Annotated in this window: 18 protein-coding genes and 1 pseudogene; 9 read left to right on the top strand and 10 right to left on the bottom strand. The window is 68.2% G+C overall.

The genetic code is table 11. The annotated features are described in order from the left end of the window. Nucleotides 1-276: 276 nt before the first annotated feature. The 3 genes and pseudogenes from QNN99_RS03555 (at nucleotide 277) to QNN99_RS03545 (ending at nucleotide 3132) form a co-directional block, all read left to right on the top strand. Nucleotides 277-1266, top strand: coding sequence for a methionine ABC transporter ATP-binding protein (locus tag QNN99_RS03555; protein WP_229965006.1), 990 nt, complete (start codon nucleotides 277-279; stop codon nucleotides 1264-1266). Next, a pseudogene (locus QNN99_RS03550) lies at nucleotides 1263-1940 on the top strand (methionine ABC transporter permease); the annotation flags it as partial. The gene QNN99_RS03555 and the pseudogene QNN99_RS03550, both read left to right, overlap by 4 nt. A 352-nt stretch (nucleotides 1941-2292) precedes the next feature. Further along, on the top strand, nucleotides 2293-3132 hold the full coding sequence (locus QNN99_RS03545) for a MetQ/NlpA family ABC transporter substrate-binding protein (RefSeq protein WP_229965005.1): 840 nt from the start codon (nucleotides 2293-2295) through the stop codon (nucleotides 3130-3132). Nucleotides 3133-3233: 101 nt separating this feature from the next. Here QNN99_RS03545 and hemL read toward each other — a convergent pair whose 3' ends face one another. From hemL to hemE, 8 genes are all read right to left on the bottom strand, one after another. Continuing rightward, nucleotides 3234-4571: a glutamate-1-semialdehyde 2,1-aminomutase gene (gene hemL / locus QNN99_RS03540; RefSeq protein WP_229965004.1), complete on the bottom strand. Its 1338-nt coding sequence runs from the start codon at nucleotides 4569-4571 to the stop codon at nucleotides 3234-3236. Beyond that, nucleotides 4571-5554: a porphobilinogen synthase gene (hemB, locus tag QNN99_RS03535; RefSeq protein WP_229965003.1), complete on the bottom strand. Its 984-nt coding sequence runs from the start codon at nucleotides 5552-5554 to the stop codon at nucleotides 4571-4573. Before hemB ends, hemL begins: the two co-directional genes overlap by 1 nt. A gap of 30 nt (nucleotides 5555-5584) precedes the next feature. Next, the gene (locus QNN99_RS03530; protein ID WP_229965002.1) at nucleotides 5585-6463 is read right to left on the bottom strand and encodes a uroporphyrinogen-III synthase; all 879 of its coding nucleotides are present in this window, start codon (nucleotides 6461-6463) and stop codon (nucleotides 5585-5587) included. A 24-nt stretch (nucleotides 6464-6487) separates the two neighbouring features. Beyond that, nucleotides 6488-7444: a hydroxymethylbilane synthase gene (gene hemC / locus QNN99_RS03525; RefSeq protein ID WP_229965001.1), complete on the bottom strand. Its 957-nt coding sequence runs from the start codon at nucleotides 7442-7444 to the stop codon at nucleotides 6488-6490. Further along, entirely contained in the window at nucleotides 7444-8649 is a 1206-nt protein-coding gene (locus QNN99_RS03520) for a ferrochelatase (RefSeq protein ID WP_442860468.1), read from the bottom strand. The genes hemC and QNN99_RS03520 overlap by 1 nt, the downstream gene beginning before the upstream one ends. Then, nucleotides 8649-9368: a hydrogen peroxide-dependent heme synthase gene (gene hemQ / locus QNN99_RS03515; protein WP_229965000.1), complete on the bottom strand. Its 720-nt coding sequence runs from the start codon at nucleotides 9366-9368 to the stop codon at nucleotides 8649-8651. Before hemQ ends, QNN99_RS03520 begins: the two co-directional genes overlap by 1 nt. Nucleotides 9369-9441: 73 nt before the next feature. Next, nucleotides 9442-10959: a protoporphyrinogen oxidase gene (hemG, locus tag QNN99_RS03510; RefSeq protein WP_229964999.1), complete on the bottom strand. Its 1518-nt coding sequence runs from the start codon at nucleotides 10957-10959 to the stop codon at nucleotides 9442-9444. Between the two features lie 2 nt (nucleotides 10960-10961). Next, on the bottom strand, nucleotides 10962-12023 hold the full coding sequence (gene hemE / locus QNN99_RS03505; RefSeq protein ID WP_229964998.1) for a uroporphyrinogen decarboxylase: 1062 nt from the start codon (nucleotides 12021-12023) through the stop codon (nucleotides 10962-10964). Between the two features lie 156 nt (nucleotides 12024-12179). Here hemE and QNN99_RS03500 point away from each other — a divergent pair, with 156 nt between their 5' ends. Further along, nucleotides 12180-13535, top strand: coding sequence for a glutamyl-tRNA reductase (locus QNN99_RS03500; RefSeq protein WP_229964997.1), 1356 nt, complete (start codon nucleotides 12180-12182; stop codon nucleotides 13533-13535). A gap of 37 nt (nucleotides 13536-13572) precedes the next feature. Here QNN99_RS03500 and moeB read toward each other — a convergent pair whose 3' ends face one another. Then, nucleotides 13573-14763 carry a molybdopterin-synthase adenylyltransferase MoeB gene (gene moeB / locus QNN99_RS03495; RefSeq protein ID WP_229964996.1) on the bottom strand — a complete coding sequence of 397 codons (1191 nt, stop codon included), beginning with the start codon at nucleotides 14761-14763 and terminating at the stop codon, nucleotides 13573-13575. A gap of 116 nt (nucleotides 14764-14879) precedes the next feature. Between moeB and QNN99_RS03490 the strand changes: the two genes are divergently transcribed. The 3 genes from QNN99_RS03490 to QNN99_RS03480 are packed head-to-tail and all read left to right on the top strand — an operon-like array spanning nucleotide 14880 to nucleotide 16091. Then, nucleotides 14880-15494, top strand: coding sequence for a TetR/AcrR family transcriptional regulator (locus QNN99_RS03490; protein WP_229964995.1), 615 nt, complete (start codon nucleotides 14880-14882; stop codon nucleotides 15492-15494). Between the two features lie 46 nt (nucleotides 15495-15540). Further along, on the top strand, nucleotides 15541-15765 hold the full coding sequence (locus QNN99_RS03485) for a DUF3107 domain-containing protein (protein ID WP_229964994.1): 225 nt from the start codon (nucleotides 15541-15543) through the stop codon (nucleotides 15763-15765). Nucleotides 15766-15788: 23 nt separating this feature from the next. Then, on the top strand, nucleotides 15789-16091 hold the full coding sequence (locus QNN99_RS03480) for a hypothetical protein (protein ID WP_229964993.1): 303 nt from the start codon (nucleotides 15789-15791) through the stop codon (nucleotides 16089-16091). Between the two features lie 56 nt (nucleotides 16092-16147). Here the strand turns inward: QNN99_RS03480 and QNN99_RS03475 are convergent, their stop codons facing one another. Next, nucleotides 16148-16873 carry a ferritin-like fold-containing protein gene (locus QNN99_RS03475; RefSeq protein WP_229964992.1) on the bottom strand — a complete coding sequence of 242 codons (726 nt, stop codon included), beginning with the start codon at nucleotides 16871-16873 and terminating at the stop codon, nucleotides 16148-16150. A 483-nt stretch (nucleotides 16874-17356) separates the two neighbouring features. Between QNN99_RS03475 and QNN99_RS03470 the strand changes: the two genes are divergently transcribed. Beyond that, nucleotides 17357-18976, top strand: a complete 1620-nt coding sequence (locus QNN99_RS03470; protein ID WP_229965066.1) for a DEAD/DEAH box helicase — start codon at nucleotides 17357-17359, stop codon at nucleotides 18974-18976. Nucleotides 18977-18995: 19 nt separating this feature from the next. Continuing rightward, entirely contained in the window at nucleotides 18996-19943 is a 948-nt protein-coding gene (locus QNN99_RS03465; protein ID WP_229964991.1) for a DNA-methyltransferase, read from the top strand. Nucleotides 19944-19952: the final 9 nt, after the last annotated feature.

The following is a 19952-nucleotide window of genomic DNA, read 5'->3' as shown; positions in this document are numbered from 1 at the left end:
TGAGTCACAGGACGCAACATAAAGGAAGCCTGCTTCATACATCGGCATGAATCATGTCCTGAGCCCTCTGCATGAGATACTTGCACCTGTGTTAGGCGCTGATGGCGCCCCAGGCGTGCCCTGGAGACCCCCGTGGCAGGGGCGCTCCTGCGGACCCGGCGCCTCGTGCCACGGGATTGGCAGACACCTCCCCAGGCCCGGCCCCGGACGTGCCCCATCACATCCGCCGCGGGCAACCGGCCACTGGCCGGCCCCCTACGTAGACCACGAGGATCAATGATCACAGTTACCGACCTGCGCAAGGTATACCGCCAGGGCGACCGCGACGTCACCGCGCTCGACGGCGTCAGCCTGAGCGTGCCCAAGGGATCCATTCACGGGATCATCGGGCACTCCGGCGCCGGCAAGTCAACGCTGGTGCGTTGCCTCACGCTGCTGGACCGGCCGACGTCGGGCTCGGTAACCATCGACGGCCGGGAACTGACAGCGGTGAAGGACTCCGAGATCCGCACCGCGCGGCGCCGCATCGGCATGGTGTTCCAGCACGCAAACCTGATGGACTCCCGCACCGCGGCAGCGAATATTGCCCACCCCCTCGAACTGGCCGGCGCCAAGAAACAGGTCATCCAGGACAAGGTTTCCGACCTGCTGCGCCTGGTCGGCCTGGAAAGCTTCGGCGGCGCCTATCCGGCGCAGCTGTCCGGTGGCCAAAAGCAGCGTGTGGGCATTGCCCGCGCCCTGGCGTCGGACCCGGACATCCTGCTCTGCGACGAGCCCACCTCCGCACTGGATCCGGCCACCACCGACGACATCCTCGACCTCATCGCTGATTTGTCGCACCGCCTGGGGCTGACGGTGCTGATCATCACGCACGAAATGAACGTCGTGAAGCGCATCTGCGACTCCGTCTCCCTGCTTGAAGCCGGACGCGTGGCGGAGCACGGCGCCCTGAACGAGGTCGCCTCGAACTTGGGCGGCCGGCTGGCGAAGCAGCTCATCCCGCTGCCGGCCACCCCCATCCTTCCCGGGGACCCGACCGGTCCGGTCCTGGAGCTCCTGCTCACCGGCGGCAACGCCACCGAGCCGGTGCTCTCCGCCCTGACCCGGCGCTTCGACACCGACGTCAACGTCCTGGCCGGTTCCGTGGAGACCCTCGCGGGCCGCCGCTTCGGCCGGCTGCGCATCCAGCTCGATGTCCACACTGACATGAGAGCCGTTACCGACTATCTCGCCGACCAGGGCGTTGCCGTGGAGGTGGCCGCATGAACTTCCTTACTGAACTCCTGAACAACCCCGGAATCACCAAGGCACTGCCCGAATCCATTCTGGAAACGCTGCAGATGGTCGCCATTTCCGGGTTGGTGACACTGCTGATCGGCCTGCCGCTGGGCATTTTCCTGCACACCAGCGCACCCGGCGGCCTGCGTCCGCTGCCGGTGACCAACAGGATCGTCAGCGGAGTGATCGTGAACATCACCCGCTCGATTCCGTTCGCCATCCTGATGGTGACGCTGATTCCGCTGGCCCGAATCATCACCGGCACCTCGATCGGACCGATCGCCGCCTGCGTGGCGCTGAGCATCGGCACCATTCCGTTCTTTGCCCGCCTGGTGGAAACCGCGCTCCGCGACGTCTCCGGCGGCAAGATCGACGCCGCACTGGTGATGGGTTCCACCAAAATGCAGATTGTCACCAAGGTCCTGCTGCCCGAAGCCATGCCCGGGCTGGTAGCCGCCCTGACCACCACCATGGTGACCCTGGTCGGCTACTCGGCCATGGCCGGCATCGTCGGCGGCGGCGGTTTGGGCCGGCTGGCCTACAACTACGGCGTCCAGCGCTTCGACAGCGGCGTCATGGTGGTCACCATCATTGTGATCGTGGCGATTGTCCAGATCATCCAGATCACCGGCGACATCGTTGCCCGCCGGGTGGACCACCGCTCGGCCGGCGGCTCCGGCAAACGCCGCCGCCGTCCGCAGGCAGCCGCCGCGGCTGCCGGCACGGCCGCGTCTGTCGGCGCCTCCGCCCGGTCCGGCCAGCCGTCGGACGAGCTCGCCGCCGCCGAAGCCTCCCCCGAGGCCGCCGCCGAAGGCGGCCGCGGCAACTCCGGCACCCGGACGTCCCGCTGACGCCCGACGCCCGTCCGGCAATCCCCGTTGCCACCTCCGCTTTCCGGGCCGCCGCCCCGCTCTCCGCGGGCGGCGCCCGCGAATCTGCAGCCAGTAGCCGCTAGCTGCTCCCTGTCCGGGCCGGAAGTCTCCCGACCCGGGTCACTTGAAAGGAACGCATCCGATGCGTAAATCTCTGACCCTTGTTGCCACCGGTGTGGCCGCGGCCCTGGCGCTGTCGGCCTGTGGAAGCTCGGAAGAAGCTTCCACCTCCGTCGATTCCCTGGACCCGGCCAACCCGGCGACCCTGACGGTGGGCGCCAGCCCGCTGCCCCACGCGCAGATCCTCCAGTACGTTGACGACAACCTGGCCGCCGACGCGGGCCTGGACCTGGAAATCAAGGAATTCGACGACTACGTCACTCCGAACATCGCCCTGGATGACGGCTCGCTGGACGCCAACTACTACCAGCACCTGCCGTACTTCGAGTCCCAGGTCGAGTCGCAGGGCTACGACTTTGAACACGGCGCCGGCGTCCACGTGGAGCCGTACGCAGTGTTCTCGGAAAAGCACGAGGACATCTCGGCCGTCGGCGACGGCGCCCGCATCGCCATCACCAATGACCCGTCCAACCAGGCCCGCGCGCTGACGCTCCTGGAAGAGGCCGGCCTGCTGGAGAACATCGAGGACGACGCCTCGGTGCTCGCCCTGACCGACGAGCAGAACCCCAAGGGCCTGGACTTTGTCGAGAACCAGCCGGAACTGCTGGTCAACGACCTGAGCGATCCCACCGTTGACCTGGCAATCCTCAACGGCAACTACATCCTGGCCGCCGGCCTGAGCACCGATGATGCTCTGCTGGTGGAATCCGTCGAGGACAACCCTTACGCCAACTTCGTGGCCTGGAAGACCGGCAACAAGGACGCCCGCATCGACAAGCTCGAAGAGCTGCTGCACTCCCCCGAGGTCAAGACCTTCATCGAGGAAACTTGGCCCAACGGTGACGTCACCGCCGCCTTCTAAGGCTGCCCGGTAGTCCGCCACCCCGCTGAAAAAGAAAAGCCCCGCACCGGTTCTGACCGGTGCGGGGCTTTTCTGATCCGTTTGGATCCCGGGCGCGGGACCTACGGCTGGGCGTCGGCGGCAGCCTTCGCGGCCGCCGGCAGCGCTGCGTAAATGCGTTCCATCGCGGCGTCGTCGTGCGCGCCGGAGAGGAACCAGGCCTCGAAGACCGACGGCGGCAGGTAAACGCCGGAATCCAGCATCGAGTGGAAGAACGGCTTGTAGCGGAAGGCCTGCTGGGCCTGGGCCTGCTCGTAGTTGTGCACGCCGGTGGCCGAGGTGCCGAAGGCGACGCTGAACAGGTTGCCGGCCCGCTGGATGCTGTGGTCCACGCCGGCCGCGTCCAGAGCCGCGGACACCGCTGCTGAGAGCTCGGCGGAGCGGGCGTCCACGGTGGCGTAGACCTCGGCGGTGGCGGCGCGCAGCGTGGCAACGCCGGCCGCCATGGCGATCGGATTGCCGGACAGGGTTCCGGCCTGGTAGACCGGTCCCAGCGGTGCCAGGTAGTCCATGACATCGGCACGGCCGCCCAGGGCGGCGACGGGCATGCCGCCGCCAATGACCTTGCCGAAGGTGAACAGATCCGGCGCCCAGGGCTCGGCTGCGTCGGCGGCGCCGCCCGTGAGCCCCCAGTAGCCGGCAGGTCCGGTGCGGAATCCGGTCAGCACTTCATCCAGGATCAGCAGCGCCCCGTGTTCGGCGGTGATCCGGGAAAGCGCCGCATTAAAGCCGGGCTCCGGTGTCACCACGCCCATGTTCGCGGGGGCGGCTTCGGTGATGACGGCGGCGATGTTCGCACCGTGCTCGGCGAAGGCAGCCTCCACGGCCGCGACGTCGTTGTACGGCAGCACCAGCGTTTCGGCGGCTGTCGCTTCGGTGACGCCGGCGGATCCGGGCAGGGCCAGCGTGGCCAGGCCCGAGCCGGCGGCGGCCAGCAGACCGTCAAGATGGCCGTGGTAGCACCCGGCGAACTTGATGATCAGGTTGCGGCCGGTGAAGCCCCTGGCCAGCCGAACGGCGGTCATGGTGGCTTCGGTGCCGGTGGAGACCATGCGCAGACGCTTCACGGCCGGCACCCGGTCCATCACCAGCTGGGCCAGCTCGGCCTCAGCCGGGGTGGAGGCTCCGAAGGACAGCCCGTTGTCGACGGCGGCGTGCACGGCAGCCAGCACGTCCGGATGGGAATGCCCCACCAGGGCCGGCCCCCAGGAGCAGACCAGGTCCACGTACTCGCGGCCCTCGGAATCGGTGATGTAGGGTCCCTTGGCCGAGACCATGAACCGGGGTGTGCCGCCGACGGACCCGAAGGCCCGCACCGGCGAGTTCACGCCGCCGGGCATCAGGGCCCGGGCACGGTCGAAGAGCTCCTGGGAGGAGGTGGCTGTTGCAGGTGAAGTCATTACTTGCTTTCCTTCAGCCAGGCCGCCAGTTCGGTGGCCCAGTAGGTGAGAATCATGTTCGCGCCGGCCCGCTTGATGCCAAGGACCGACTCTTCAATCGCGCGGCGGCGGTCAATCCAGCCGTTGGCGGCAGCGGCTTCAATCATCGCGTACTCGCCGGAGATCTGGTAAGCACCCACGGGCACCGGTGACATGGCGGCCACATCGGCCAGCACGTCGAGGTAGCTCATGGCCGGCTTGACCATCACCATGTCGGCGCCCTCTTCAAGGTCCAGTTCCACTTCCACCAGGGCCTCACGGCGGTTGGCGGCGTCCATCTGGTAGGTGCGCCGGTCCCCCTTCAACTGGGAGTCCACGGCTTCGCGGAACGGCCCGTAGAAGGCGGAGGCGTACTTGGCGGCGTAAGCGAACAGCGACACATCGGTGTGACCGGCCTCGTCCAGGGCGCGCCGAATCACGGCGATCTGGCCGTCCATCATGCCGGACGGGCCCAGCACATGGGCCCCGGCCCGGGCCTGCTCCACGGCCATGCGGCCGTAGATTTCCAGCGTGGCGTCGTTGTCGACCCGGCCCTGTGCATCCAGGACGCCGCAGTGCCCGTGGTCGGTGAACTCATCCAGGCAGACGTCGCTCATGATGACGAGCTCGTCGCCCACCTCCTCGCGGACGGCGGCAATGCCGCGGTTCAGGATGCCGTTCGGATCAGTTCCGGCGCTGCCGACGGCGTCCCGCTCGGCCGGGATGCCGAAGAGCATGATGCCGCCGACGCCCAGGTCCACCGCTTCCGCGGCCGCCTTCTTCAGGCTGTCCAGCGTGTGCTGCACGACGCCGGGCATCGAGGCCAGCGGATTGGGCTCGGTCAGGCCCTCGCGGACGAAGGCCGGAAGGATCAGCTCGGCGGGATCCAGCCGGAACTCTGCGGTCAGCCGCCGCATGGCGGGGGTGGTGCGCAGCCGGCGCGGACGGTGCTGGGGGAAGCTCATGGTGTTCTGCCTTCCGGGTTTCTGGGAAATTCAGGTTGAGGGGCTCTTAGCAACAGCAACGGCAAGGGCCTGTGCTATTCCCGCCGGCGTGGGCTGCTGCGCCACAGCCTGCGGGCTCACGCCCAGCTCGGTCATCCGGGCGGCGGTGCTGTCCCCGATGGCGACAAGCAGCGTGCCCGGCGGAACCGGCGCGCACTGCCGCAGAAAGCGGGTGGCAATGCTGGGCGAGGTCAGGACGACGGCGCGCGGACCGGCCGGCGCCCCGGCCAGGAATTCCTGCGGGGTGAGCAGGCGGCTTCCGCCGGCCGCGCCGTCGTCGGCTGCCGGGGTGAAGCGCACGCCCGCCGCCGGGTAGTCGACAGTGCAGTAAGCGGTGACCGTGCGGACGTCCCAGCCGAGCCCGGTCAGGGCGTTGGACAGTGCCGGATCGGCCAGGTCGGCCTGGGGCAGGAGGATCCGCAGGGCACCGCCCTCGGGATCGGACGCTGAGGGGTGGGGCCAGGATTCTGCCAGCCCGCGGGCGGACTGGTCACCGTCGGGCATCAGGTCAACGTCCAGCCCGATGTCTTCGAGGGCCTGCCGTGTGCCTGCTCCCACGGCAGCGACGCAGGTTCCGGACGGGATGGCGGTGGGCACCGGCACCCCGAGCGCGGCGCAGCGCCGGACCATGGCCCGGACCGTTGTCACGCTGGTGAAGACCACCCACGCAAAACGTCCGGACCGCAGTGCCTTGAGCGCCCGGTCCAGCTCGGTGGTGTCCTCGGGGAACTGGAAATCGATCAGCGGCATCAGGTCCACGGCCGCGCCCCGCTCGGCGAGTTCGGCGGCCATGGCGGCCGCCCGGTCCGGAGTGCGCGGGAGGACCACTGTCAGTCCCGCGAGCTCCGGCCGGGGTTTCCTGGCTGCCACGTCAGCAGCTCCGGGAACGGCGCATCAACTGACCGCGAGGTCCGTCAGGGACGCCGCGCCGGCGGCGAGCAGGTCTTCGGCGAGGCGGATGCCCAGGGAGCGGGCACCGTCTTCGTCCAGCACCGCGGTTGCGGCCGAACGCCGCATAACCCGCGTTCCGTCGTCGCTGCACACCACGGCTTCCAGCTGCAGCCGCGTCTCGGTCAGCGTGGCCAGGGCGCCGATCGGTGCGGTGCAGCCGGCCTCCAGCCGGTTCAGCAGCGCCCGTTCGGCGGTCACTGTCAGCCGGGCGGCATTGTTGTCGTAGGCCGCAAGAGCACGGCTCAGCGGACCGTCGGCGGCGTCGGAGCTCCGGCACTCCACGGCGAGGGCGCCCTGGCCCGGAGCCGGCAGCATCACCGAGGGGTCCAGGAATTCCGAGACCATCTCCAGCCGGCCCAGGCGCGCCAGTCCCGCAGCCGCCAGGACGACGGCGTCGAGGTCGCCGGGGGCGCCCTCCACGAGGCCGGCGACCCGGCCCAGCCGGGTGTCGACGTTGCCGCGGATATCAACCACTTCCAGGTCCGGACGCGCGGCGCGCAGCTGCGCGGCCCGGCGCGGGGATCCGGTGCCCACACGGGCGCCCTGCGGAAGCTGGGCCAGGATCAGGCCGTCCCGGGCGCAGAGCGCGTCACGAACGTCCACCCGGGTGGGAATCGCGCCGATGGCAAGGCCCTCGGCCGCCCCGGTGGGCAGGTCCTTAAGCGAGTGCACGGCAACGTCGCAGTCCCCGCGCAGCAGCGCGTCACGCAGCGCGGCGACGAAAACGCCGGTGCCGCCGATCTGCGAGAGAGCGGCGCGGTTGATGTCCCCCTCAGTCCGGATCCGGACCAGTTCGACGTCGAAGCCGCCCAGGTCGGACAGTGCATTGGCCACGGTCGTGGTCTGGGTGACGGCCAGGGCGCTGCCCCGGGTCCCGATCAGAACGGGCGACTGCGCCACTACTGGACACCCACTGTGGAGTCGGCGCCGGCGATCGTCGGCTTCTCTCCGCGCAGGTTGGCGCAGCAGCCGGGGCGGCAGACGTCGTACCAGGGACCGAGTTTCGTCACGGCCGGGCGGTCGGCGATGTTGTGCTCCGCCGTGCGCTCGGACAGGAGGTCCACGAGGCCGGAAACGAACGTCTCATGGATGCCGGGGGTGGGTGTGCGGTGCGCCGCCAGGCCCAGGTCCCGGCAGGACTGCATGGCTTCGGTGTCGAGGTCCCAGAGGACTTCCATGTGGTCGCTGACAAAGCCCAGCGGAACAATCACGGCACCGCGGACGCCCTTGGCCGGCAGTTCGGCGATGGCATCGTTGATGTCCGGTTCCAGCCAAGGGGTGTGCGGGGATCCGGAGCGGGACTGGTACACCAGCTGCCAGTCCAGGCCCGCCGCTTCGGGGATGCGGTCGATGATCGCGCGGGCGTTGGCAAGGTGCTGCGCCACGTAGGCGCTGCCTTCCTCGAACTCGCGGTCGCGCGGCCCGGAAGCTTCGGCGTCGGCGGTGGGGATGGAGTGGGTGGAGAAGAGGATTTCAATCTTCCCGCCGTCCTCCCCGCGTTCGGCCAGCTGGCCGCGGACGTTGGCGATGGACTCGCGGACGCCTTCAACGAACGGCTCCACAAACCCGGGGTGGTCGAAGTACTGGCGGACCTTGTCCACCTGCAGCTTCTTGTCCAGGCCGGTGGCCAGCAGGTTCATGCCCAGGTCTTCGCGGTACTGGCGGCAGCTCGAGTAGGAGGAGTACACGCTGGTGGTGACCATCAGCAGGCGCCGGTAGCCGGTGTCGTAGGCCTCCTGCAGCACGTCCTTGATGTACGGCGCCCAGTTGCGGTTGCCCCACAGCACCGGGGTGTCGATGCCGCGGCGCTTCAGCTCGGCTTCGAGCGCCGCTTTCAGCGCGCGGTTCTGCTCGTTGATGGGGCTGATGCCGCCGTTGGCGCGGTAGTGCGTGGCCACCTCTTCGAGACGCTCGTCGGGGATGCCGCGGCCGCGGGTGACGTTGCGCAGGAAGGGGATGACGTCTTCCTGTCCTTCGGGGCCGCCGAAGGAGGCCAACAGGATGGCGTCGTAGTGCTTCGGCGCCATCCGGCCGTTGTCGTCAACGCCGTCAAACGGGTCGAAGGCCGCGGGCTCGTTGCCGGCCTCGTTGGTGGGGGAAGTCATTATTTCAGCACCTCGGCAACTTCGGCGGCGGCGATGCGCCGGCCGGTGTAGAAGGGAATTTCTTCGCGGACGTGATTGCGGGCCTCGGTGGAGCGCAGGTGGCGCATCATATCCACCAGGTCGGTCAGGTTCGGGGCCTCGAGGCCCAGGATCCACTCCCAGTCACCCAGGGCGAAGGAGGCCACGGTGTTGGCCAGGACCTGGGGGAATTCACGGCCGAGCATGCCGTGGTCGCGCAGCATCTTGCCGCGTTCCTCGGCCGGCAGCAGGTACCACTCGTAGGAGCGGACAAACGGGTAGACGCAGATCCAGGTTTCGGGAGCGATGCCCCGGGCGTAGGAGGGCCAGTGGTTCTTGGAGAACTCGGCATCCCGGTGCACGCCCATGGCCGACCAGACGATTTCAGTGCCGGCGAACAGGCCCGAGCGGCGGATCTCGCGGACGGCGGACTGCAGGTCTTCGGCGCGGCCGCCGTGCAGCCACACCATGATGTCGGCGTCGGCGCGCATGGCCGACACGTCGTACAGCCCGCGCAGGGTGACCTGCCGGCCGGCGAGCTCCTGCGTGAGGGCCTCGAAGGCCCTGGTGTTTTCTTCGGTGTCGGCAGCGTCAGCGCCGGCTCCGCCCGCCGCAGACCGCTTGAAAACGGTCCAGAGGGTAAAGAACTGTTCTTCGTTAACGGCTGTTTCTTCGGTGCTCTGACCCATGGGCTCACTCATGATTAACAGTCTGCCCTTCCGGGCAGGCTTAGACGAAATACTCCACTTCTACTTGGTGTAGAAGTGGCTAATGTCACAACTGGTCCAGCTGCTCCACCAGACCGGACATCCGGGTGCGGGTGTCGGCGGTGACGGCGGCCAGTCCGGTGCCGGCCAGCCATGCTCCGACAACTTCCAGCCCGGGAACCGCGTCGACGGCGGCACGGACCGAGGCGACCCGGTCCCGGTGCCCGACGGCGGCGGAGGGAAGTGCCCCCACCCACCGGACCACATCCCAGCCGACGACGTCGTCAACGCCCAGTGGAACCTGGAGCAGCACCGAGGCGTCGGCCAGCGCCTGAGCGAAGAGATCGTCGTCGTCCCGTTCCACCGGGCTGGGCCGGGCTGACGCCGCGTCTGCCGCGCTGAGCGCCCGCCCGTAGGACAGCCGCAGCACATGGGTGCCCGGTCCGGTGGAGTCCGCAAGCCACTGCCACTTGGCCGTGGCATGGGTCAGGGCTTTCGCATCCACGCCCTGAACGTCTTCGGCCACGAGGACACCGGTGCCGCGGGGATGGGCGTCAAGGTCCGGCTGGTCGATGACCAGGGTCACGAGTGCGACGCCGGGGCCCGGGCCCGGGCGGGCGGCGGCGAGTTCCGGCACGGTGCCGGCGAGCAGGTCCACGGCGGCGGGACCGTCGGTTGCCACCACGAGCGCGTCCGCGGACAGGGTGCGTCCGGCAGCGGAAACGGTCCATCCGGCGCCGTCGCGTGCCACCGAGTCCACGGCCACACCGGTATCCACCTTGACGCCCCGGGCCGCGAGATCCTCCTCCAGAGCGCGGCTGAGCCTGCCCATGCCGCCGGCAAGGCCGGCAACAGCGGAGCCGGCGGGCGCCGAGGCGCGCAGGGACCCCACAGCCGCAGCCAGCGACCCGTGCTTGGCCAAGGCCGCGCGCAGCCCGGGAGCTACGGAGTCCACGTCCAGGACGTCCGGATCCGACGAATAAACGCCGCCCACAACGGGTGCCACCAGCCGGCGCAGCACTGCATCACCCATCCGGGCGCGGACCACCTCGCCGAGGCTGACGCTTTCCCTGCGGGCCAGGGCACCGACGGGCAGGATCTTGTCCAAGGCCGCCCGGGCGGCGCCGGCCCGCCCGATGGCCCGGACGATTTCAGGTGCCCGGGGATCGGCGGGGATGCCGAGCAGGCCGCTCTGCGGCATCCGCTGGGCGGCGGCAGCGACGTCCTCGCCGGCGAGCTGCAGCCAGGCACCGTCCCGGTTGGGGCTTACGACGGCGTCGCCCAGGCCCAGTTCCCCGATCAGCTCGGGAACGGCCGGCGAACGGGTGGCGAAGGATTCCGCTCCGCTGTCCAGGGTCAGGCCGGCGACGGAGTGGGTGCCCACGCAGCCGCCCACGGCAGCGCCGGCTTCCAGCAGCGTCACGGCAAGGCCGCCGCGGGCCAGGTCGCGGGCCGCAATCAGGCCGGAAATTCCGCCGCCAACCACCACGGCGCTCCGAGCCGGGACGGGGAGTTCCGCTGCTTCAGTCTCGGGGTTGGATTTCCGGGAAACCGGGAAATGGGGAAGAACCGGACGGTGCGGCATGGTTACGGCTCCACCGAGTGGATCAGCTCGACAATACGGGTCAGGACGTCCGGATCGGTGTCCGGCGGGACGCCGTGGCCCAGGTTGACGACGTGGCCGGGGGCTCCGGCTCCGGCCGCCAGCACTTCGCGGACGTGTGCCTCCAGCACGGGCCAGGGGGCTTCCAGCAGTGCGGGGTCGATATTGCCCTGCAGCGGCGTGGTTCCGCCCAGCCGGCGGTTGGCCTCATCCAGCGGCAGCCGGTAGTCCACGCCGACCACGTCGACGCCGACGTCGCGCATGGCACCGAGCAGCTCGGAGGTGCCGGTGCCGAAGTGCACCAGCGGAGCGCCCAGATCCCGGACGTGGTCCAGCGCCCGCGCCGAGGCCGGCGCGACGTGGCGGGTGTAATCGGCCAGGCCCAGGGATCCGACCCAGGAGTCGAACAGCTGCCCGGCGCTGGCGCCGGCCTCCAGCTGGGCACGCAGGAACATGCCCGAAGCATCAGCTGCCCAGGAGGTCAGGGCCTGCCAGGTGTCCGGATCCGCATGCATCATGGTCCGGGGGCCCAGATGGTCGCGGGACGGCTTGCCCTCCACCATGTAGGCGGCCAGCGTAAACGGGGCTCCGGCAAAGCCGATCAGGGGCGTTGTGCCGAGTTCGGCCACGGTGAGGCGGACAGCTTCACGGATCGGCTCCAGGGCCTCCTCGGTCAGCGTCGGCAGCGCAGCGACATCGGCCGCCGTGCGCACCGGTGAACCCAGGACCGGCCCGACGCCGGGAACAATGTCGACGTCGACGCCTGCCAGCTTGAGCGGGATGACAATATCCGAGAAGAAAATCCCCGCATCAACGTCATGCCGACGAACCGGCTGCAGGGTAATTTCCGAGGCCATGGCCGGATCCAGGCAGGAATCCAGCATTGCGGTCCCTTCCCGCAGTTTGCGGTATTCCGGAAGCGACCTGCCGGCCTGACGCATAAACCAGACCGGTCGGCGGGACGGAATTCCCCCGCGGTACGCAGTAATCAGAGGGGAATCGGCCGTGCGGCCATCCATGAGCGGATGAGAGGCGCTAAGAGTCATACCCTGATTCTCTCCAAAATCCGGCCCGAACGATAACCAGCCGCTCCGGCGGTGCCCGCGCAGACCCCCGAGGTGACGGGAAACACCTCGAAAAGGGCCCAGGTTAGGGGCGCCTATTGAGGGTACGGCGGCAGCGGTGGCTAGTATTGACTCACTGTGGTTCTACTTTCCCTTATTGCGACGCACTCCGATGTTGATCTGGAGACTGTTGCCCGCCTAAGCGCCGGCGCGTCCCAGGTCTCTACTTCCCTGCTCGAAACCGGGTCGGCGGTGTCAGGCTCAGTTGTCCTGGCAACCTGCAACCGGTTCGAGGTCTATTGCGAGGCCAAGTCGGAGGCGGACATTGAAGCTGCCCGCTCCGCCGTCGTCGCAGAAATCAGCCGCCACTCGGGACTGAACAAGGACCTCGTTTCGCGCTCCTTCACCACGAACACCGGCGAATCGGTTGCCAAGCACCTGTTCGCCGTCGGCGCAGGCCTGGACTCCGCCGTCGTGGGCGAACGCGAAATTGCCGGCCAGGTCCGGCGGGCACTGATCGAAGCCCAGGAAAAAGGCACCGCCAGCGGCGGCCTGACCCGGCTTTTCCAGACCGCATCCCGCACCGCCAAGGATGTCGGCGCCCTGACTGCCCTGGGCAAACGGGGGCTGTCCATTGTGTCGGTCGCCCTGGAACTGGCCACCGACCTTTCCGTGGACATCGACTGGCGGAACAAGTCAGTGGTCGTGTTCGGCACCGGCGCCTACGCCGGCGCCACCATGGCACTGCTCAAGGAACGCGGCTGCACCGAGATCAGCGTTTACTCCTCCTCCGAGCGCGCCGAGTCCTTCACGGCTTCCCGCGGCGGCACTCCGCTGACACGGGATTCCCTTCCCGCAGCCCTGGCCGCTGCCGACGTCGTGATCGGCTGCAGCGGCAGCGACAGCCAGGTCAGCGCCAAGGACATCCGCCGCGTGCGGGCCCACAGCAACAAGCCGCTGATCATCATCGACCTGGCCCTGACACATGATTTCGAGCCCGCCGTGCGCGAAGTGGACGGCGTGGACCTGATCACCCTGGAATCGGTGCGCCTTGCCGCGCCGGCCGAGCAGGCCGAATCACTGAAGCAGGCCAGCGGCATCGTGGCCGACGCCGCCAAGCAGTTTTCCGAGCTCCAGCTGAGCCGGCAAATGGATTCGGCGATCGTGGCGCTGCGCCGGCACACGCTGAATGTCCTGGACTCGGAACTGGAAAAGGTCCGCGCCCAGCACGGCTGCACCGGTGCTGCTGAGGAAGTGGAATTCGCCATGCGCCGCATGGTCAAGCAGCTGCTACACGTGCCCACGGTCCGCGCCCGCGAGTTGGCTGCCAGCGGCCAGCAGGACGACTACATCAAGGGACTCGAAGCCCTCTTCGGCATCACCCCGGACCAGCCGGTCACGCGCCGGCCCGCCGCCCCCGCGCACGGCAGCCTGCCGGCCGGGCACGCCGGAATTGCCTCGATCGACGACTCGGACACGGCGGAATCCGCCTAGCCGGATCTCAGCGCCGGCTTCTCAGTTCTCCGGCATTTCAGTACACCGGCTTGGCCGGTTCGATTTCCCGCACCCACTCCAGGATTCCGCCGGACACATTAAATACGTCGGTGTAGCCCTGCCCCAGGAGGAAGGCCGCCACTTCGGCCGACCGCACCCCTGATTTGCAGTGAACGTACAGCTCCCGCCCGCGCTCCGGAAGGTTCTCCCCCGAGAGGATTCCTGCCCGCGGCATCAGCAGCGCTCCGTCGATGCTCACGATCGCGTGCTCGCCGGGCTCCCGGACATCCAGCAGGTCGAAGTCCCGGGCACCGGCCAGCCGCGCGGCAAGCAGCCGCTGCAGGTCATGGACTCCCACAGCAGGCACCTGGGCACCGCTCCCCCGGCCGGCGCCGCTTCCTTCCGGCAGGCCGCAGAAAGCCTCATAGTCGATCAGCTCGGTGACCGGCACTGCCGCCGGGTCCTTCCGCACCCGGATCTCCCGCCAGACCATGTCCAGGGCATTGAGCACCAGGACCCGTCCCAGCAGCGTCACCCCGGTGCCGGTGATCAGCTTCACGGCCTCATTGACCATCACCGCGCCGATCTGCGCGCACAACACACCCAGCACCCCGCCCTCGGCGCAGGAAGGTACCGAACCCGGCGGCGGAGCCTCGGGGTAAAGGTCCCGGTACGTCGGGCCGTGCTTTCCCCAAAAAACACTCACCTGGCCGTCAAAGCGCAGGATGGAACCCCAGACATAGGGTTTGCCCAGGATCTCGGCGGCATCGTTCACCAAGTAGCGGGTCGCGAAGTTGTCGGTGCCGTCCAGGATCAGGTCGTAGCCGGCAAAGATGTCCACCGCGTTGGAGGCGTCCAGCCGCACCGGATGCAGCCGGACCTCGACGAGGGGGTTGAGTTCCAGGACGCTGCGGCGGGCCGACTCCGCCTTGGAGCTGCCGACGTCGGAGACCCCGTGGATCACTTGGCGCTGCAGGTTGGAGGCCTCCACCGTGTCGTCGTCCAGGATGCCCAGGGTTCCCACCCCTGCGGCCGCCAGATACAGCAGCGCCGGCGATCCCAGCCCGCCGGCGCCGATCACCAGGACCCGGGCATTCTTCAGGCGCTGCTGCGCCTGCATGCCGAATTCAGGCAGAATCAAATGCCTGGAATATCGAAGGGTTTCCTCGCCCGTAAGCCCTGCCGCAGGCTCGACCAGCGGCGGCAGTGCGGTCTGAAGCTCAGTCATGGCTCCCAATCTAGTACCCAATCGCGCCGCGGAACCTTTCGCGCTTATTACCCGCGGGTAAACTGAAGTCCGTTCTCCGGGCGCTTCGGCCCGGTGTTGTTGAGAGGTCCAAACACGTGAGCAACCAGCAAACCGGCAAAGCAACCCGGCTCCCCCGGGAGGAACGCCGCCGCCAGCTGCTGAGCGCCGCGCAGGAGGTCTTTGTCAGCAACGGCTTCCACGGAGCCGCCATGGATGACATCGCCGAAGCGGCCCGTGTCAGCAAACCCGTGCTCTACCAGCATTTTCCCGGCAAGCGCGAGCTGTATCTGGCGCTGTTGGAGAACCATCTGGGAACACTGACGGAGTTCCTTACGTCGGCGCTGAACTCCACCACTGACAACAAGCTGCGCGTCCGGGAAACGATGCGGGCATACTTCCGCTTTGTGGCGCAGGACAGCCAGGGCCACCGGCTGGTGTTCGAATCCGACCTGACGAACGATGCGGAGGTCAGCGCCCGGATCGAGGAGTTTAATGCCCGCTTCGCCAGCAGTATTGCCGGCGTGATCGCTGAGGACACCAAGCTTTCCCCCGTGGAAGCCACCCTGCTGGGCCGGGCGCTTGCCGGAATGGCGCAGGTCAGCGCCCGCTATTGGCTGGAGACTAACGGAGACCTGGACATCGATGCGGCCTCCGAACTCATTTACCGTTTAGCTTGGCGCGGAATCAGCCGGTTCCCCAAGGAGATCTAGAGTAGATTTCGAACCGGATACGTTCATTAATACAGGAGGCACCACGGTGGAAGTAAAAATCGGTATTCAGAATGTTGGGCGCGAAATTGTCTTTGAGTCGAGCCAGAACGCCGACGCCGTTGCCGATGTGGTGGCAGAGGCCCTGACCGCGCAGAAGGAACTGCGCCTGAAGGACGACAAGGGCCGTCTCATCATGGTTCCGGCCGGTGTGATCGGCTATGTGGAAATTGGTGCCGAAGAGGTTCGGCGCGTCGGCTTCGGCGCCCTGTAGCCTCCGAACCGGAAGACAGGAAGATGACCAGCCTGATCGTCACCGCCCTAGCCTCATTGGCGGTCGGTTTCGTCGTATGGGGCGCTGACCGGCGCCGGTCCCGCTACGGCATCTTCCTGCTCCCGGGGCTGGCCCTGGTTGCCGGCATGCTGTCCTGGATCCTCCTGCAACTGGCCGGCGCCGGTTCGGATCCTGACCTGCACTGGCTCGTCTGGGTTCTTCCTCCGGTAATCGGCGCCGTCGGTGCCGTTGGCACGGCGCTTGTCCTGGGCCCGGCGCGCGAGGCGCGGGATACGGCGGAACTGGAGCGGGTGCTGCGGTCCTAGCCCCGGAACTGCCCCGGTCCGGCGCGTGAGGCCAGCAGGGATCTCAGGTCGCACGGTCAGGCAGTGAGCCCGAGCCTGCTCATGCGGCGCGAGTGGTTGCGCGTGAGGGCGGCAAAGAGGTTCTTGACCTCATCCTCGTAAAGGCCCTGATCCGTGTCCTGCAGCAGTCCGCCCAGAACAGCACGCTCCAGGACCACGCGCTGCGCCTGGGTCAGGGCTTCGCCCACCAGCCGGCGGCCCCACAGGGCCAGGCGCGAGGACAGCCGGGGATCATCCGCCAGCGCCTGCTGAAGCCGCGCCTCAAGGACCGCCCCCGTTGGTTCTGCTTCCTGCAGCCCAAGCACCAGATCCGCCGTCGCCGGGTCCAGGCGCGCAGCCACCGATTGATAGAAGTCATCGGAAATGGCGTCCGTGACGTAGAACTTCATCAGCGACTCAAACCAGTCAGCGGGACGGGTCCGGTCATGGAAGGCGTCCACCGACGGCTGGAACGGCCGCATCGCCGCCTCGGGATCCAGACCCAGCGACTGAAGGTGGCCCGTCACCCGTTCATAGTGTTCATACTCGCGCACGGCGAGCCGGCCCAGGACCGTGCGGTCATGCAGTGTTGGGGAAAACCGGGCGTCGGAGGACATGCGCTCGAACGCTGACAGCTCCCCGTAGGCCATGACGCCGAAGAGGTCCGACAGGAAGCGTCGGTACAGCTCCGCGGGGTCAAGCGAAGGGTCCGGAATCTCCGGGCCGGAAGTGGCAACTGGCTCGGGGCGTGTCCGGTTAGTCATGGATCCCAGCGTACCGCCGGTGCCCCGCCGGGACCGCACCGGCGGGCGCAGGCCACAGCGGACCCCTCCGACCTGCCGCCTGCCTTCCAGCTGCCTTTTCACCGAAAGAACAGGCTGCCGCCCGGCCGCACGCCGCACCCGCTGCCAATGCGCGGTCACCGGCGACCACCGGGTAGACTTGGAGGGTAGTAAAAGGATGCCCGGTCGTCTGATAGACCTTAGCCAGACCCGCAATACCTACGCGATCTTGATATTTTTGGCCGCCTCCCGTGCCCGATGCACCGCGGCGGACCTGCAGTTGTTAGCCCGCGATCGGCTTCCGCTGGACGCATCATGCGCGTGCCACCCGCTCCGGTATGGGCTTTGACAGCCACTCGTCGAGCATGGCGCCGCGATGCCTAACTGAACGGTATTTAATTGAACACTGAACTTACCCAGGTGGACGACAACCGCCACCTCACCGCGGACGACAGCAACGAAGCTCTGACCGTCGCCGAGACCCTTGCCACTTCACAGGCGGCAGCTGAAATTCCGGACCTGACCTTCGCCGATTTCGGTGTCCGCTCCGACATCGTGGAGTCGCTGGCCGAGGCCGGGATTACCCATCCCTTCCCGATCCAGTCCATGACGCTTCCGGTGGCTCTGGGCGGCCACGACATCATTGGCCAGGCCAAGACCGGTACCGGCAAGACACTCGGCTTCGGCATTCCCGCCATCCAGCGCGTCATCGCCCCGGACGACGAAGCGTACGCCTCCCTCGCCGTGCCCGGCGCACCGCAGGCCCTGATCGTCGTCCCGACCCGCGAGCTCGCCGTCCAGGTGGCCGGCGACCTCTCCACCGCAGCGAAGCGCCGCGGCGCCCGGATCGTCACGATTTACGGCGGACGTGCGTACGAACCGCAGATCGAGTCCCTGGCCGCCGGCGTGGAGATCGTCGTCGGAACCCCCGGACGCCTGATCGACCTGTACAACAAAAAGCACCTGTCGCTGAAGAACGTCCGCATCGTCGTCCTCGACGAAGCCGATGAAATGCTGGACCTGGGCTTCCTGCCCGACGTCGAGACCCTGATGGCGGCCACCCCCGCCGTCCGCCAGACGCTGCTGTTCTCGGCCACCATGCCCGGCGCCGTCGTCGCCATGGCGCGCCGCTACATGACCAAGCCCACGCACATCCGCGCCGCCGATCCCGACGACGAGGGCCTGACTAAGAAGGACATCCGCCAGGTTGTCTACCGCGCCCACAACCTCGACAAGAGCGAAGTGGTATCCCGCATCCTGCAGTCCAAGGGCCGCGGCCGCACCATCATCTTCACCAAGACCAAGCGCACGGCCGCCAAGCTGTCCGAGGAACTGGCCGACCGCGGCTTCGCCGTAGCCGCCATGCACGGCGACCTGGGCCAGGGCGCCCGCGAACAGGCCATGCGTGCCTTCCGCAACGAGAAGGTGGACGTTCTCGTCGCCACCGACGTCGCGGCCCGCGGCATCGACGTCGACGACGTCACCCACGTCATCAACTACCAGTGCCCCGAAGACGAGAAGACCTACCTGCACCGCGTGGGCCGCACCGGCCGCGCCGGCAACAAGGGCACCGCGGTGACCTTCGTGGACTGGGACGACGTCCCCCGCTGGGGACTGATCAACAAGGCCCTGGGCCTGGACCAGGCCGAGCCGGTGGAAACGTACTCCTCCTCCCCGCACCTGTACACCGACCTGGACATCCCCGAGGGCACCAAGGGCCGGCTGCCGCGCAACAAGCGCACTCTGGCCGGCATCGGCGCCGAAAAGATCGAGGACCTGGGCGAAACCGGAAAGAAGAACGCCGCGGCCCCCGCCCGCGACGGTTCCCGCGGCAGCGACCGCTCCCGCGGCGGCACGCGCGGTGACCGCCCCCGCGGCAGTGACCGCACACGCAGCAGCGACCGGCCGCGGTCGGAGAAGCGCGACAGCCCGCGCCGCTCCGACGACTCCGCAGCCGCGCCCGCCCAGAAGGCCGAGGCGCCGGCAGCGGTTGCCGCGGACAGCGCTGCCGGCCGTCCCCGCCGGACCCGCACCCGCCGCCGCAACGGCGAAGTGGTGGGCGACGCCGCACCCGCCGCCGAATAGCCGGGCAGCGCCACAGCCCATGAGCACACCCCTTTGGTCGCCGGACGGCAGGTCGCTGGTGGTGCACGCGGACAACGCCGTGTTCCTGCCCACCCTGCCCGACGGCGCCTTCACCATGATCTACGTGGATCCTCCGTTCAACACCGGCCGGTCCCAGCGGCGGCAGCAGACCACCATGGTCCGCAGCGCCGACGGCAGCGGCGACCGCGTCGGGTTCAAGGGCCGCAGCTACAGCACGGTCAAGGGCCTGCTCTCCAGTTACGACGACGCGTTCGAGGATTACTGGGCGTTCCTGGAACCGCGCCTGGCTGAAGCCTGGCGGCTGCTGGCCGACGACGGAACCCTGTACGTGCACCTGGACTACCGGGAGGTGCACTACGCGAAGGTCATGCTCGATGCCCTTTTCGGCAGGGACTGCTTCCTCAACGAGATCATCTGGGCCTACGACTACGGCGGACGGGCGAAGAACCGCTGGCCCGCCAAGCACGACAACATCCTGGTGTATGTGAAGAACCCTGCCGCGTACCACTTCGACAACGCCGAGGTGGACCGTGAGCCGTACATGGCCCCGGGGCTGGTCACCCCCGAGAAGGTGGCGCTGGGCAAGCTGCCGACGGATGTCTGGTGGCACACCATTGTGTCGCCCACCGGCAAGGAAAAAACCGGCTATCCCACGCAGAAGCCCGAGGGACTGCTGCGCCGCACGGTGGCAGCCAGCAGCCGCGAGGGCGACTGGGTTCTGGACTTCTTCGCCGGTTCCGGAACGCTCGGCGCCGTCGCTGCGAAGCTGAACCGCAGGTTTGTTTGCGTGGATGCCAACCCGCAGGCCATCGAGGTGATGGCCAAACGGCTGGGGCATGCCGCGGATCTGGTGCCGAGCGAGGCGGTGGCTGCCGCGTCAGCTGCGGCAGCTGCGGCAGCCGCCGCTGTCGCTGCCGGCGCGGTGACGGCAGAGGCCGTCAGTTAGCTCCCGTTG

It is taken from the genome of Arthrobacter sp. zg.Y820, assembly GCF_030125555.1.
Classification (GTDB): Bacteria; Actinomycetota; Actinomycetes; order Actinomycetales; family Micrococcaceae; genus Arthrobacter_B.
Note: the sequence above shows the minus strand (reverse complement) of the source record. Positions and strands in the feature narration are given on the sequence as shown.

Bases quoted from the DNA above. Each gene is read 5' to 3' on its own strand.
- QNN99_RS03555 (WP_229965006.1), top strand. From the start codon at position 277: ATGATCACAGTTACCGACCTGCGCAAGGTATACCGCCAGGGCGACCGC.
- QNN99_RS03545 (WP_229965005.1), top strand. From the start codon at position 2,293: ATGCGTAAATCTCTGACCCTTGTTGCCACCGGTGTGGCCGCGGCCCTG.
- hemL (WP_229965004.1), bottom strand. From the start codon at position 4,571: ATGACTTCACCTGCAACAGCCACCTCCTCCCAGGAGCTCTTCGACCGT.
- hemB (WP_229965003.1), bottom strand. From the start codon at position 5,554: ATGAGCTTCCCCCAGCACCGTCCGCGCCGGCTGCGCACCACCCCCGCC.
- QNN99_RS03520 (WP_442860468.1), bottom strand. From the start codon at position 8,649: ATGACTTCCCCCACCAACGAGGCCGGCAACGAGCCCGCGGCCTTCGAC.
- hemQ (WP_229965000.1), bottom strand. From the start codon at position 9,368: ATGAGTGAGCCCATGGGTCAGAGCACCGAAGAAACAGCCGTTAACGAA.
- hemG (WP_229964999.1), bottom strand. From the start codon at position 10,959: ATGCCGCACCGTCCGGTTCTTCCCCATTTCCCGGTTTCCCGGAAATCC.
- hemE (WP_229964998.1), bottom strand. From the start codon at position 12,023: ATGACTCTTAGCGCCTCTCATCCGCTCATGGATGGCCGCACGGCCGAT.
- moeB (WP_229964996.1), bottom strand. From the start codon at position 14,763: ATGACTGAGCTTCAGACCGCACTGCCGCCGCTGGTCGAGCCTGCGGCA.
- QNN99_RS03480 (WP_229964993.1), top strand. From the start codon at position 15,789: ATGACCAGCCTGATCGTCACCGCCCTAGCCTCATTGGCGGTCGGTTTC.
- QNN99_RS03475 (WP_229964992.1), bottom strand. From the start codon at position 16,873: ATGACTAACCGGACACGCCCCGAGCCAGTTGCCACTTCCGGCCCGGAG.
- QNN99_RS03465 (WP_229964991.1), top strand. From the start codon at position 18,996: ATGAGCACACCCCTTTGGTCGCCGGACGGCAGGTCGCTGGTGGTGCAC.